Raw genomic sequence first — 13,299 nt, forward strand, 5'->3', positions numbered from 1 at the left:
ATATGTATTCATCAGATGACTTTTTAGTTATAAAAATAGTCATCCGATGACTAAAGAATTAAAAAGCCGCTTTTCATTTTGAGAAGCGGCTTTTGTTATGGTTAAGAATAGGTTGGAGAAGGTTAAAACTTCCAACCAAAGGTAAAGCTGGCCTGGTGGTTACGATACTCTAAATTAACTGGTTCGCTAAAAGATAGACCGTATAATAATGAGTTGTCACTTGTGTTAATGTAGTAGTTGTCTTCATTGAATTTATAAGCATAAGCTACATCAAAGAAGAAGTTTTTGTTGCGGATACCAATACCTCCTGTTGCCATCCATTTAGTTAGTTCAACATCGGTATACTCCTTTTTAATTGGAGAGTCAAAATAGGCAGCTCCGGCGCGAAGGGCAAAATAAGGAACTGGCTTAATTTCTATACCAGCTCTAAAATCATGCGTAATCTTCATTTGCTCATTGATATCATTGTTAATTTTTTTGAACATGGTTTCATAGCTGCTCGAATTAAATTTGGATGACGTATGGTCTGTCATCTCGTAGTCAACAGATATCAATCCAAACTTGCCAAGTACGAATGCAAGGCTTCCTTGTGCACGATAAGGTGTACGATAGTTATATGAAAATTCACTGGCATCAAATGGTTTTTTAAATGATCTATAGTCGATAAAATAGGAACTTATACCTCTGTTGTATTCCTCGTCAATTTCCATAAATGTAGGTGTGTGAAATGAAGCTCCCAGTCTAATTGGGTGTAAGTTTAATATTATACCAAATTTACCGTTAACTCCAATACCTTTCTGAGAAAGCTTGCTATAGGCGTCAAAGTAATCAACATCTTTTGGTCCCTTAGGGTCGAAGCTATTATTGTTTACTTCTCTAAAACTTTCAGTTTGCTCATATCTGAATGATTGGACGTTGATTGATGTTCCGAGCATCAGGAAATGACTGATGTTGGCTCCAAATGTAAAGCCATATTCGCCAGAGTATCCTTCACGTTCGATAATATTGTATTGGTCAATACCATTTACATTACGATCAAAAATGAAACCGTCAGCATCGATGTCTTCATATTGGCTAAAGTATTCAATAGAACCATCTTCGACAGGATCGAATAAATAGGCTTCGTATGTGTAATACGCTCTATCGCTCATCTCATCGGGGTTTTTGCCGTTGGCTTCCCATACGATGTTGTTTAAAAGTGTATTAAGTGCTGTTGGATAACCAGTATTGTCATATGAATCCTGAACTCCGCGCCCCATAAACATACTTGTATTTTCATTGAAATCGGCTGTTCTGGTATATGTAAAGCCAAAATGAGTACTGATGAGGCCTTTGTCTTTTTCCCTTAAGGGCTTGTATGTTGAAACGCCTCCGATTTGGTTAAAAGGAAAGGAATATTTGTCGTCTTTATCGGTGAGTCCGCCATAAGAGGCTTTTGATTGATTTAATGACAAAGACGGAGTAAAAGCAAATTCTGATGTGCGATAGACAGCAATACCTGCCGGATTGATGCTGATGGCGCTTAAATCGCCACCAAGTGCTCCAAAAGCATTAGCCATTCCCAATGAACGAGAAGTACCTGTCATTTCTCTTTTGTTAAACCTCAATGCATCGTCAAGGTTTTGTGCTGTTAAGGTTAATGCAAAAAAACAGCTAATGAATAAAGTGTATAGTGTCTTTTTCATGATAGTAAAATATTATAGGGTTAATGGTATTTATCTTCTTCCTCCACCACTTCTGCTAGAGCCTCCGCTGGAGCCACCTGAACTTCTCGATGAACTTCCGGAGCTTCTTGAGCTTCCAGAGCTTCCTGATGAACGGCTTCCTGAGTAACTACTCGAACTGCTAGAAGAACGACTTGGAGAATAACTGCCTCTGCTAGAGCTTCCGGAAGAGCGGCTTGGACTATAAGAGCTTCTGCTACTATTTCCTGATGAATAAGAGGAGCCAGAATTACTGCTTTTTGTCGATGTGCCAGAGTTGCTTCTGTTCGAGCTACTTCTTGAGGTGCTTGTTCTACTGGTCGATCCTGAGCTTCTTGTCGAAGATGGGCGTGTATAACTTCCGTTTCGGTTGTAGCTTGAACGTGATGAATTGCTTCGAGAATTTGAATAACTTGGTGTGTAGCTTCTGCGCGTGTTGCCACTAGTTCGCGAAGTACTCGAAGTGCTACTTTTGGTAGTGCCACTTTGTCTTCCCACTCTCGTGTATGTATTACCAGTAGCTGTATTGGTAATGGTTCTTTGATTATTCTTATTGTAAGTTACTTGTGTATTTCCTCTGTTGTATGATTCTCGAGTAGGAGACTGAGTTGTATAAGCATTGCTTTTGTTTGTACTTCTACTATTACCTATTCTGCTGGATGAAATATTAGAACTACCTGATGGTCTTACTGAGGTAGCCTGACCACCTCTTGGTTTATGCTCCCTGATGGTTGCAGTTCCACCACCTCCGGGATAATAACCACCGCCCGGATAATATCCGCCGCCACCATAATATGGATAACAGTGATGATGACCATAATATGGTCCGCACCAAGGGCTGTACCATGGAGAGTACCAAGGATCGTAATAACCATATCCATAACCATAATAAGGATAACCCCATCCCCAGCTCATCGAGAAGTTGCCATACCAAGGGTTGTTATAGCCGTAGTTGTATCGATAGTCGTTGTACCAGGGGTTGCTCCAGGTGGGGAAGGCATAAGCATAATTGCCATCCACATATACATTCCAGTCCCAATTGTTGAAGTAAACCATGTCGTTGTATAGTGGCGACCAATAGGGAATGCCATTGAATGGACCATGAAACTTAATTAGGCGTTCAGCATAATCCTGATCCATCGTTGAACCTTCAAAACCATCGACCCAATAGCCGGTTTCTTCGTTGTAATAAACCAAAGTATCCATTTGGGCAATGGAATCATTGGCTAATAAACCCATGTAATCAGATTGGATTTGTGAGAAGTTGCGATTGTCTTCAACGGCTAAATCCGATTGATTGTACTCATTTTTGAGTTGGTTTAATTCTTTGCGATCTTCTTTTCGTAATTCTTTATTTTGTGCAATTGGGGCATACGAATCATCAACTGCCACAGGTTCGCTCTTGGGTTTGTAATACAAGTCATCATCGTAATAACTACTATCAACCCATTGAGAAGAACTACATCCACTTAAAAGTAAGATTATAAATAAGCCGAAAATTGTATAGGTTTTCATCACTAATCCTCCGGATTTACATGGTTTAATATCTGCTTGAAAAGAAGCAAAAAACGTGCCGTAATATTAAAAAGTGTAAAAAAGTTTCAAAAAAATGTTAATGCTTTTCAAAAAGACAAATAAGCAGGTAATTGAAGTGTGCAATATTAAAAAATCGCTTGTTTCGACCTAATGAATTGGCTTAAATTTTCTTATTTTTGTGCCTCTTGTAAAGAAACGGATACAAATTAAGAATAAGAAAATGGCAAAAGTTTTAACGCCTAGGAGTGAAAGTTATTCACAATGGTACAACGACCTTGTACTAAAAGCAGATTTAGCTGAAAATTCAGCGGTACGTGGATGTATGGTTATAAAGCCTTATGGTTATGCCATATGGGAAAAAATGCAAAGTATTTTAGATCGTATGTTTAAGGATACTGGTCATGAGAATGCTTATTTCCCGATTTTTATTCCCAAGTCGTTTTTTAGTAAAGAAGCTGACCACGTTGAGGGTTTTGCCAAAGAGTGTGCAGTAGTTACGCACTATCGCTTAATGAACGATCCGGATGGAAATGGTGTTGTTGTTGATCCGGAAGCTAAGTTGGAAGAAGAGCTTATTGTTCGTCCTACTTCGGAAACAATCATTTGGAATACTTATAAAAACTGGATTCAGTCCTATCGTGATTTGCCAATCAAATGTAACCAGTGGGCCAATGTAGTGCGTTGGGAAATGCGTACCCGCTTGTTTCTGCGTACAGCTGAATTTTTGTGGCAAGAAGGTCACACGGCACACTCAACCAAAGAAGAGGCTCTGGAAGAGACTGAAACAATGATTAATGTGTATGCTGATTTTGCAGAAAAGTACATGGGCGTACCCGTTTTAAAAGGTTTTAAATCGGCCAATGAACGATTTGCTGGTGCTTTAGAAACATTATGTATCGAAGCATTAATGCAGGACGGTAAGGCGCTTCAGGCTGGTACTTCACACTTTTTAGGACAGAATTTTGCCAAAGCATTTGATGTGAAGTTTGCCAATAAAGAAGGTAAAGAAGATTTTGTTTGGGCTACCTCATGGGGTGTTTCTACACGCTTAATGGGAGCCTTAATTATGGCACACTCCGATGATAACGGCTTGGTTTTACCTCCAAAGTTGGCACCAATACAGGTAGTTATTGTGCCTATCTTCCGTAAGCCAGAAGAATTAGCTAAGATTAAAGAAGCAGCCAGCGGATTAATCGCTAAACTTCGTGACAAAGGCATTGATGTGAAGTTTGATGATAACGACAATAAGAAGCCGGGTTGGAAATTTGCTGAATACGAACTAAAAGGTGTGCCAGTTCGTTTGGCAATGGGACCACGCGATTTGGAAAATGGCACAGTAGAAGTGGCTCGTCGTGATACCTTAAGCAAAGAAGTGGTTGCTTTGGAAGGTGTTGATGAACACATTGTGAAGCTATTGGATGAAATTCAGACCAATATTTACCAGAAAGCATTAGATTTTAGAGCAGAAAGCACGGTGTCGGTTGATACTTATGAAGAGTTTAAAACGCAATTGGATAAAGGTGGTTTTATAATGGCTCACTGGGATGGAACGCCAGAAACGGAGCAGAAAATAAAAGACGAAACAAAAGCAACTATTCGCTGTATCCCTATGGACCAGCCTGACGAAGATGGTGTATGTATTTATTCAGGACAGCCATCGAAGAAGCGTGTTGTGTTTGCACGAGCGTATTAAAAAATACATGATATATGTGCCAATAAAGGGAGACCATGATAAAGGTTTCCCTTTTTTTGTGCGAAAAAACTTAAATTAGCCCAACTAACTTTGTTTAATTAAAAGCACTCTATATGGTTAATGAGGAAATCAAAAAAGGAATTGTAGGTATTTTGCAATCTAAGGCCGTTGTAAAGCAGGATGTTTTTGAATCGACTAAAAAGAATTTTGATTTATTAAAAGGGGTGCTTCGGAAAGTGCAAGATGAATATAACAATCAATTGGGAGAACAAGATAAACGTATTCACCTCTTGTTCGAAGATAAAGGAGAGTTTGTTTCGCAATTAAAAGTAGCTGGTGATGTCTTGGTGTTTCACATGCACACCAATACTTTCGAGTTCGACCGTGATCATGAAGTTTGGAAAAGTGATTATGTGAAAGCCAACGAAAACAACTCGTACTGTGGTGTTGTTAACATCTATAACTTTTTGCACGATTCATTTCGATATAATCGCGAGAATGATGCCGGCTATTTAATTGCCCGTATTTTTATTAATAAGGAAGGGCATTATTTTGTTGAAGGGAAACGCCAGAAAGGAACAGGTATCAATCATTTTGGAACATCTATTATTAATGAGGAAAACTGGCAAAAAATAGTTGAAACAGCGATCCTGTATTCATTAGAGTTTGATTTGCTGGTGCCACCTTACGATGATGTAAAAATCATCTCGATGATGCAGATGAATGGAGAAATATTGAGTTCGAAAATGCAAACGGGCAAACGCCTGGGCTTTGTGTATAATGCCGATGATGTGAAGCAGTGATTTGAAGTCAAATGAATGAAGCAAGAACGTTTCGCTTTATGATATAAATAGATAATCAGTAATAATTTTAAGCTAGCAGCTAGCAGCTATTAGCTATCAGCTTTTTTAAATATGGAACAAGTATTAGAACGATTTTTAAAATATGTGGTTGTTGATACACAATCAGATACTGATACCGGTTTAACTCCATCGACACCTGGTCAGATGGCTTTTGCCGAATCCTTGGCTGAGGAATTAAAAGCCATTGGACTTGAAGACGTAACTTTGGACGAAAACGGTTATGTAATGGCAACTGTACCGTCAACTATTGATAATGAAGTGCCTGTTATTGGTTTTATTGCCCACATGGATACCAGTCCCGATTTTTCGGGTAAGCATGTGAAGCCCCGTGTAATAAATAATTACCAGGGTGGCGATATTAAGCTGAATGACGCCAGGGATATTATTTTGAAAGTAGCCGATTTTCCTGAGGTGGAACAGTACAAAGGACAGGATTTGGTAGTGACCGACGGTACTACTTTGTTGGGTGCTGATGATAAAGCCGGCATCGCCGAAATCGTAACGGCGGCCGAATATTTGATCCAACACCCCGAGATTAAGCATGGTAAAATTCGTTTGGGCTTTACACCAGATGAGGAAATTGGTGCTGGTGCCGATCATTTTAAAGTGGAGCAGTTTGGTGCTGAGTTTGCTTATACTCTCGATGGCTCGCAAATAGGAGAATTGGAGTATGAAAACTTTAATGCAGCTGGCGCCAAAATAACTGTTAATGGTCGAATGGTCCACCCGGGATATGCCAAGCACAAAATGCGTAATTCAATTCGTATTGCCAACCAGATAATGACCATGTTGCCACGTCACGAAACGCCGGAGCACACCGAAGGGTATGAAGGGTTTTATCACCTTATGTCGTTCAATGGTGATGTGGAAAAGACCGAAATGGTATATATCATACGCGATTTCAAGCGCGACCGCTTTGAAGACCGTAAAAAGGAAATGCAGCATCTGATTAATAAAATTAATGCAGAGTATGGCGAAGGAACGGCGACCGTTGAAGTCAAAGATCAGTATTACAATATGCGCGAAAAAGTGGAGCCGGTTATGTATGTGGTGGATTATGCCGAGCAAGCTATGGAAGAAGTGGGTGTTAAGCCTCTTGTGAAGCCAATTCGTGGTGGAACAGATGGTTCTCGCTTGTCGTATATGGGTTTACCTTGTCCGAATATTTTTGCCGGAGGCCATAATTTTCACGGGCGTTTTGAGTTTGTACCGGTTCAAAGCATGCAAAAGGCAGTTGAGGTCATTCTTAAAATTTCCGAATTAGTCGTAAAAAAGTAGTGAACCCTTGAACATCCTCACAGCATCTTTGTTTGATTGGTGGTTTATCTTATAAAGGAAATAAGTTTAACGATTAAAATAAAACAATTATGGCTGTATTAGTAGGAAAACAAGCCCCTGCATTTAGCGCTAGCGCTGTTGTTAATGGTGGAGAAATTGTTGAGAATTTCTCATTGGAACAATACAAAGGAAAGAAGTATGTGATTTTATATTTTTATCCAGCTGATTTTACTTTCGTTTGTCCAACCGAGATTATTGCTTTTCAGGATAAAATGAAAGAGTTTGAGGAGCGCAATGTTGAGGTGGTTGGTGTTTCTGTTGATTCAGAATTCTCTCACTGGAAATGGTTACAAACAGAGCCTAAAGATGGTGGTATCAAAGGTGTGAAATACCCATTGGTAGCTGATAACAGCAAAACCATTTCTGAAAACTATGATGTGTTGGCTGGAGAGTACGATTACAATGACGAAGGTCAGATTGTATTTAACGGAACACCAATGGCTTATCGGGGATTGTTCTTAATCGACAAAGAAGGTGTGGTACGTCATCAGGTGGTAAATGATATGCCGCTTGGTCGTAGCGTTGATGAAGCCATTCGTATTGTTGATGCGTTGCAGTTTTTCGAAGAAAATGGTGAGGTTTGTCCGGCAGGCTGGCACAAAGGCGAAAAAGGTCTGGTAGCAACTCAAGCCGGAATTGCTGAATATCTTGGAAGTAATTAATTGATGCAATTATACTGAGTTGAAAGGCACTTCCGTTTTGGAGGTGCTTTTTTTGTTTATATAAGTTCATGGTGTAAAATTCGGCTTGTTAGGTGGCATATAATGTGGCTAAACCTGTGGCAGCTGTTTTTTTCTTATTTTTGCAGAATGCGCAAATACCTCGAAATACATCCGGGTGATGAAAATCTCTTTAAACAGCAAATATGTCAGGCTTCACGAAATGAAGGGACAGCTGTTATATTGGATGCCAACGGTTTTGAAGCACAAGCATGTATTCAAAGCCAACGAAATTATGATTTTATCGCCGGCCTTCAGAGTGTGGGAGAATGTACCAACGATGTTCATCAGTTAAAGCTGTTTCACGATCAGCATAAAGACTGGATGCTGGGGTTTCTATCGTATGATGTTAAAAATCAGCTGGAACAACTGTCGTCTGAAAATCCCGACAGGATTGAAATGCCGGAGTTGTATTTTTTTCGTCCCCGCTATTTGTTTCTTAGCGATGGACATAGCTGGCAGTTGGGTTACCTGGATGATTACGATACCGAGGAGTCGGCCCGTGAGTTGATTAATGATTTAAACGGTGTTTGTTTTACCGAAGATACTTTGGAGAACATTAAGCTGAATCACCAGGTGTCACATAAAGAATACCTCGAAGCGATAGATAAGGTATTATGGCATATTCAGCGAGGCGATATCTATGAGTTAAACTACTGTATGGAGTTCTTTATTCAGGATATTGACTTAACGCCCCAATGTGTTTTTCAGCGCTTAAAAGAAGTATCGCCAACGCCGTTTGCCTCGTTTATAAAATACCACGATAAATTTCTGATGGGTGCTTCGCCGGAGCGTTATATGAAGAAAGAGGGTAATCGCCTGATTTCGCAACCAATTAAAGGAACATCGCCCCGCGATTCTAATTGGTTTATCGATAATTCGAATAAGCAATACCTCAGGAAGTCGGAGAAGGAACAGGCTGAAAACATCATGATAACCGATTTGGTGCGGAATGATTTATCAAGAGTGGCTAAACGCGGAAGTGTTCAGGTGGATGAGTTGTGTGGTATTTATTCGTTCAAGCAGGTGCACCAGATGATTTCATCTATATCAGCGGAGTTAGCAGATGATAAAACCTGGATAGATGCGATTAAAGCATCCTTCCCAATGGGGTCGATGACGGGGGCGCCGAAAATTAGTGCCATGCAATTGATTGAAGAATACGAAAGCAGTAAGCGAGGCGTTTACAGTGGTGCTGTTGGTTATGTTACTCCCGAAGATGATTTTGACTTTAATGTGGTGATTAGAAGTATCTTGTATAATCGCAAAAAGCAGTGTGCTTCGTTTATGGTAGGTGGTGCTATTACCAATCAGTCCGACCCGCAGAAAGAATATGACGAGTGCCTGCTGAAAGCCTCGGCTATTATGAAAGTGTTTAATATTAAAGAATAAGCTGACATATGGAGAAGCTAAATTCGCGTTCTGTGTTGAAAGTGTTAGAAGATAAATGTCAGATTTCATCTTCTGATACCTTGTTGGTGGCAGTGAGCGGAGGAGCTGATTCGATGGCATTATTGCATTTATTGCATCAGAATGGTTTTGAGCTGGCTGCCGCACATTGTAACTTTCAGTTGCGTGGCGCTGAGTCTGATGCGGATGAGCAACTGGTTTCGGATTATTGTGCACTCAATAACATTCAGCTTTATCAAACCTCACTTGATACAACCGCATTTGCACAAGAGCAGAAGATTTCAATTGAAATGGCCGCCCGTGAGTTGCGCTACGATTGGTTTCAATCATTGATTGACCAGTACAGCTTTCAAGCAGTGGTTACAGGCCACCATGGCAATGACTCCATTGAAACATTCTTTTTAAACCTGGTACGCGGAAGTGGTTTGCGAGGTTTGAGTGGTATTAATTTTCGCTTTGGGAATATCGTCAGGCCCTTACTCGATTATACCAGATCCGAGATTGAAGCTTACTGCGATCAGCATCAAATCAATTACTGTCATGATGCGTCGAATGACGATACAAAGTTTATCCGCAATAAAATTCGTCATGAAATAGTGCCGATTCTAGAGTCGATTAACCCGGCCTTTTTTGAAACCATGCAATCCAACCTGGCTCACCTGAAAGATGCCGAGCTGATGTTGGAAAGTGAAGTGGAGCGTTTTGTCTCAACCGATGTGGTGGATGAAGATAATAAATTGATTATCCCCATTTCAAAGCTGGAAAATTATCCTCATTTTGCTTCCTTGTTGTTTGAAGTGTTGCGCCCTTATGGTTTTAATCCGTCGGTGGTTCGGGAAGTGATTAGTCACTTGCATGGCTTGTCGGGTAAGCAGTTCTTCAGCGAGACTCATCGCTTGATTAAAGACCGCCATAATCTGCTGGTTCTTCCTGTTGAAGAAGTTGGTGTTCAGTATTTTTGGATTGAAGAGGGTGAAAACAAGTCGGAATTAGCCATCGATGTCAGGATTTATACTAAACCGAACGACTTTCAATTTTCGCGTCATTCACAGCTGATACATTTGGATGCCGATATGGTAGATTTGCCTTTGCTGGTGCGCAAATGGAAAACCGGTGATGCTTTTATGCCCTTGGGGATGAAAGGATTTAAAAAAGTCAGCGATTTTTTTATCGATGAAAAATATAGCCTGAAAGATAAAGAAGATGCCTGGTTGATGGTGAGTGGCGAAGCTATCGTTTGGGTGCTTAACAGCCGCATCGACGACCGTTTTAAGGTAACAAACAGAACCAAGCGTATATTGGAAATAGAATTGAAATAATACTATTATTTCAAAAAAAGACCTTAAGGTTTTGAAACCTTAAGGCCTGTATGAAGTTTATAATTCCTTTTTCAGCATTGGATATTGACTGATTAACTGCTCAATCTCCGTTATGACCTCTTTCTTTTTTTCTTTAAATAAATCGAAGTAGTAATTAACCCCCTCGGTAATATTCTTTTGGAAAGCGGTTAATTGTTTCTTTTCCTTCGCATCGTCGGGTGTTGATAGAAAACTCTCAACGCGTTTTTTGAAGATGTCGAGGTACATGCCCAACTCTTTGGTGAACATATGCGGACGATGACGTTTATCCAACAAGTTGGTGCGGCCATAAATGTGGTCAACCATCTCTTTCAAACTTGCTTCTTTTGAAAAGTAAGCCAGGTTGGGGCCGGGGCACACCGTTACTTTATCGGTTGGGCCAACCTCAATGCCTTTTGATTCAAGCAAAGAAATACCCAAACCAACACACAAGCACTCTTTTTCAGTAATATCGTCGTAGGCTTCCTGATAGGCTTCAGCAGAAAGGTTTTGCTCACTTAATTCAGTAAGTTTCTTATTCTTATATTGCTTCGAAGCTGTGCAAATAGGTTTTTCGGTAAATTCAGTGTTGTATTTCAAAAACTGCTTGGTACATGGCATGCCGTGGATGCCATTTTCAGCATTTGCCAAACGTTGCTCGCTCATGCTGGCCCATTTAACACTGTTGAAAGGTACTCCTAATGGCGAAAGTCCGCTGAAGTATAAATCCTTCTCTTTAGCATTTTTAAGCAAATCCAATGTTTTAGTGTCGATGCTAATAGCTTCAGGAACTAGCATAAATGGTGTTCCCCAGCCGACACCATCCATCTGGTAATGTTCCATCAAAAAGTTATGCTCTTCGTTGGTGCCCACACCACCTTGTGCCGTCACTTTAATGTTTGGTACTTCAGTTGGTGCTTGTATCTCTTTCTTAGCCAATGCCGATTCGTAAACACCTTTACAGGTTTCAAGCAATTTATCGCGGTTTTTTCGGAATTCATCTAAAATAGGACCGAATAAAACACCGTTAGTTGGGAAGGCGTGGCCTCCACAGTTAACGCCGCTTTCAATGCGATATTCAGAAACCCAAAGGCCTTTAGCAGCCAGCATTTTTCCTTGCACTAGGGCAGAGCGGAAATCACTTACTTTAAGTATGATTTTCTTTTTGAGATCGCCGTTCATGTCGGGGAAGAAATCTTTAAACCTCTCCAGGTAGCTGTATAGTCGGGGACTCATACCTGCCGACAGAACTAACGAAGAATTCAATTGGCTGTTAGCAAAGCCTCTTACTGCAGCATGTGCATCATTGTATTCAATTGGCAACTCCTCACCATCTTTGGAGTTAACTTTGTCCAACTTAGTCATGATGTTGACATCGATATCTCCAATTGGTAAATGTTCCTGTATCCAATTGCCTACCTCTTCTTTAAGCTGACGGCTTTTCTCCGCTAGATTAAACTTCTCTTTGATAGATGCCAAATCGGGTAACATGTCGAAATACTTTTCCAGCTCTTCACTTTTATCGTGTGCCACCTTTTTTAAATCTGTCACTTTTTTGCTAACAATATCATCCACCATATTCAGATACGATGTGATACGTTTAGCTCTGAAATCTTCCACCTTCTCTGAAATGGCTTTGAATGGCAGGTCAAATTTTTCGCAGTAAAACTCGCGCATTTGTTCCATTAACTTATCATCAACCAGTGAAATAACTGATGAAATGCCATAAGGAGCCACATTAATAGGCGTATCAAGAGTATAGCCCAATCCGAGTACGGGGATGTGAAATGTGTGTTTGTTCAATATGTCCATTGATAATTATGGTTAATTAAAGTACCGAAGATACGGCAATAAATGGTACAAAAAAAACGACTCAGAGGTCGTTTCTTAATGTTTTTCAGTATTTTAGAACGAAAACTTCGTTTATTCGATACTATTGGTTTAATTCTTTTTTAATTAAAAGCTGAATATCAGCTACCAACTGTTCTATATCTTTCCCTTTGGGCTCAATAGGCGCAAGAGCTTTATACGAAATTTTTTCTCCAAATTTTAGAGGAAACATTCCTTTATACATCATTCGACTATGTCCGTCGATAACAAATGGAACTATAACCGCATCAGGTGCTGCCCTCAAAAGGGTGTTGATGCCTGGTGTTTTAAACTGTTTTACCCGGCCGTTTTTACTTCTGGTGCCTTCGGGGAAAATGCAAGCTGCATAATTATTAGCTTGAATTAAACGCCCAAGTTTAAAAATTTCCTTGATGGATTGAGAGCCGTTGGCACGATCAATTAAGGCCGATTTACCGTGCACCAGGTTATATGAAATACTTGGCAGGTTTTTGCCTAATTCAATCTTTGATATAAATTTAGGATAGTGTTTTCTGAATCCGTGAACCACGGCTGGTATGTCATATAGGCTTTGGTGGTTAGAAACGATAACAATGGGGCGGTCTTCAGGCAGGTTGTCAAAGCCAGAAAACTTAATTCGGCAACCCATCAGGTATAATCCTTTTACTAAAAAGTAATTAAGCGTGTCAACTACCTTTCGCCTGGCATTATCGCCGAATAACTTGTGGGCAATGACTTGAGGAAGGTGAAATATAACCAGTACCAAGCCAAAGTATAGGTGAAAAATGGGCGTAAATATGTAGCCAAGTATCTTTTTCATTTCTGCGTGTTTATAATTTTATGAGTGGCAAA

At 40.1% G+C, this 13,299-nt stretch carries 10 protein-coding genes; 6 read left to right on the forward strand and 4 right to left on the reverse strand.

The features are described from left to right. Window positions 1-122 precede the first annotated feature (122 nt). Entirely contained in the window at window positions 123-1,685 is a 1,563-nt protein-coding gene (locus J1N10_RS05515; RefSeq protein WP_262325682.1) for an OmpP1/FadL family transporter, read from the reverse strand. A 30-nt stretch (window positions 1,686-1,715) separates the two neighbouring features. After that, window positions 1,716-3,218, reverse strand: coding sequence for a hypothetical protein (locus J1N10_RS05520; protein WP_262325683.1), 1,503 nt, complete (start codon window positions 3,216-3,218; stop codon window positions 1,716-1,718). A 241-nt stretch (window positions 3,219-3,459) separates the two neighbouring features. On the opposite strand from J1N10_RS05520, the gene proS reads away from it, so the two are divergent. The 6 genes from proS (at window position 3,460) to tilS (ending at window position 10,581) form a co-directional block, all read left to right on the forward strand. Beyond that, window positions 3,460-4,932 carry a proline--tRNA ligase gene (proS, locus tag J1N10_RS05525; RefSeq protein ID WP_262325684.1) on the forward strand — a complete coding sequence of 491 codons (1,473 nt, stop codon included), beginning with the start codon at window positions 3,460-3,462 and terminating at the stop codon, window positions 4,930-4,932. A 113-nt stretch (window positions 4,933-5,045) separates the two neighbouring features. Beyond that, window positions 5,046-5,735 (forward strand): hypothetical protein, encoded by a 690-nt coding sequence (locus J1N10_RS05530; RefSeq protein WP_262325685.1) that lies wholly within the window; start codon window positions 5,046-5,048, stop codon window positions 5,733-5,735. Between the two features lie 111 nt (window positions 5,736-5,846). Further along, window positions 5,847-7,073 carry a peptidase T gene (gene pepT, locus J1N10_RS05535; RefSeq protein WP_262325686.1) on the forward strand — a complete coding sequence of 409 codons (1,227 nt, stop codon included), beginning with the start codon at window positions 5,847-5,849 and terminating at the stop codon, window positions 7,071-7,073. A gap of 89 nt (window positions 7,074-7,162) precedes the next feature. Next, a complete protein-coding gene (locus J1N10_RS05540) occupies window positions 7,163-7,795 on the forward strand; it encodes a peroxiredoxin (protein WP_262325687.1) in 633 nt (210 codons plus the stop codon). 147 nt (window positions 7,796-7,942) lie between these two features. Further along, a complete protein-coding gene (locus J1N10_RS05545) occupies window positions 7,943-9,244 on the forward strand; it encodes an anthranilate synthase component I family protein (RefSeq protein WP_262325688.1) in 1,302 nt (433 codons plus the stop codon). 8 nt (window positions 9,245-9,252) lie between these two features. Next, the gene (gene tilS / locus J1N10_RS05550; RefSeq protein WP_262325689.1) at window positions 9,253-10,581 is read left to right on the forward strand and encodes a tRNA lysidine(34) synthetase TilS; all 1,329 of its coding nucleotides are present in this window, start codon (window positions 9,253-9,255) and stop codon (window positions 10,579-10,581) included. A 57-nt stretch (window positions 10,582-10,638) separates the two neighbouring features. Here tilS and J1N10_RS05555 read toward each other — a convergent pair whose 3' ends face one another. Next, entirely contained in the window at window positions 10,639-12,411 is a 1,773-nt protein-coding gene (locus J1N10_RS05555) for a hypothetical protein (protein ID WP_262325690.1), read from the reverse strand. A 121-nt stretch (window positions 12,412-12,532) separates the two neighbouring features. After that, window positions 12,533-13,267 (reverse strand): lysophospholipid acyltransferase family protein, encoded by a 735-nt coding sequence (locus J1N10_RS05560; RefSeq protein ID WP_262325691.1) that lies wholly within the window; start codon window positions 13,265-13,267, stop codon window positions 12,533-12,535. Between the last annotated feature and the right edge of the window lie 32 nt (window positions 13,268-13,299).

The sequence above is a fragment of the Carboxylicivirga litoralis genome (genome assembly GCF_025499605.1).
Taxonomy (GTDB): domain Bacteria; phylum Bacteroidota; class Bacteroidia; order Bacteroidales; family Marinilabiliaceae; genus Carboxylicivirga; species Carboxylicivirga litoralis.

Bases quoted from the DNA above. Each gene is read 5' to 3' on its own strand.
- J1N10_RS05515 (WP_262325682.1), bottom strand. From the start codon at position 1,685: ATGAAAAAGACACTATACACTTTATTCATTAGCTGTTTTTTTGCATTA.
- J1N10_RS05520 (WP_262325683.1), bottom strand. From the start codon at position 3,218: ATGAAAACCTATACAATTTTCGGCTTATTTATAATCTTACTTTTAAGT.
- proS (WP_262325684.1), top strand. From the start codon at position 3,460: ATGGCAAAAGTTTTAACGCCTAGGAGTGAAAGTTATTCACAATGGTAC.
- J1N10_RS05530 (WP_262325685.1), top strand. From the start codon at position 5,046: ATGGTTAATGAGGAAATCAAAAAAGGAATTGTAGGTATTTTGCAATCT.
- pepT (WP_262325686.1), top strand. From the start codon at position 5,847: ATGGAACAAGTATTAGAACGATTTTTAAAATATGTGGTTGTTGATACA.
- J1N10_RS05540 (WP_262325687.1), top strand. From the start codon at position 7,163: ATGGCTGTATTAGTAGGAAAACAAGCCCCTGCATTTAGCGCTAGCGCT.
- J1N10_RS05545 (WP_262325688.1), top strand. From the start codon at position 7,943: ATGCGCAAATACCTCGAAATACATCCGGGTGATGAAAATCTCTTTAAA.
- tilS (WP_262325689.1), top strand. From the start codon at position 9,253: ATGGAGAAGCTAAATTCGCGTTCTGTGTTGAAAGTGTTAGAAGATAAA.
- J1N10_RS05555 (WP_262325690.1), bottom strand. From the start codon at position 12,411: ATGGACATATTGAACAAACACACATTTCACATCCCCGTACTCGGATTG.
- J1N10_RS05560 (WP_262325691.1), bottom strand. From the start codon at position 13,267: ATGAAAAAGATACTTGGCTACATATTTACGCCCATTTTTCACCTATAC.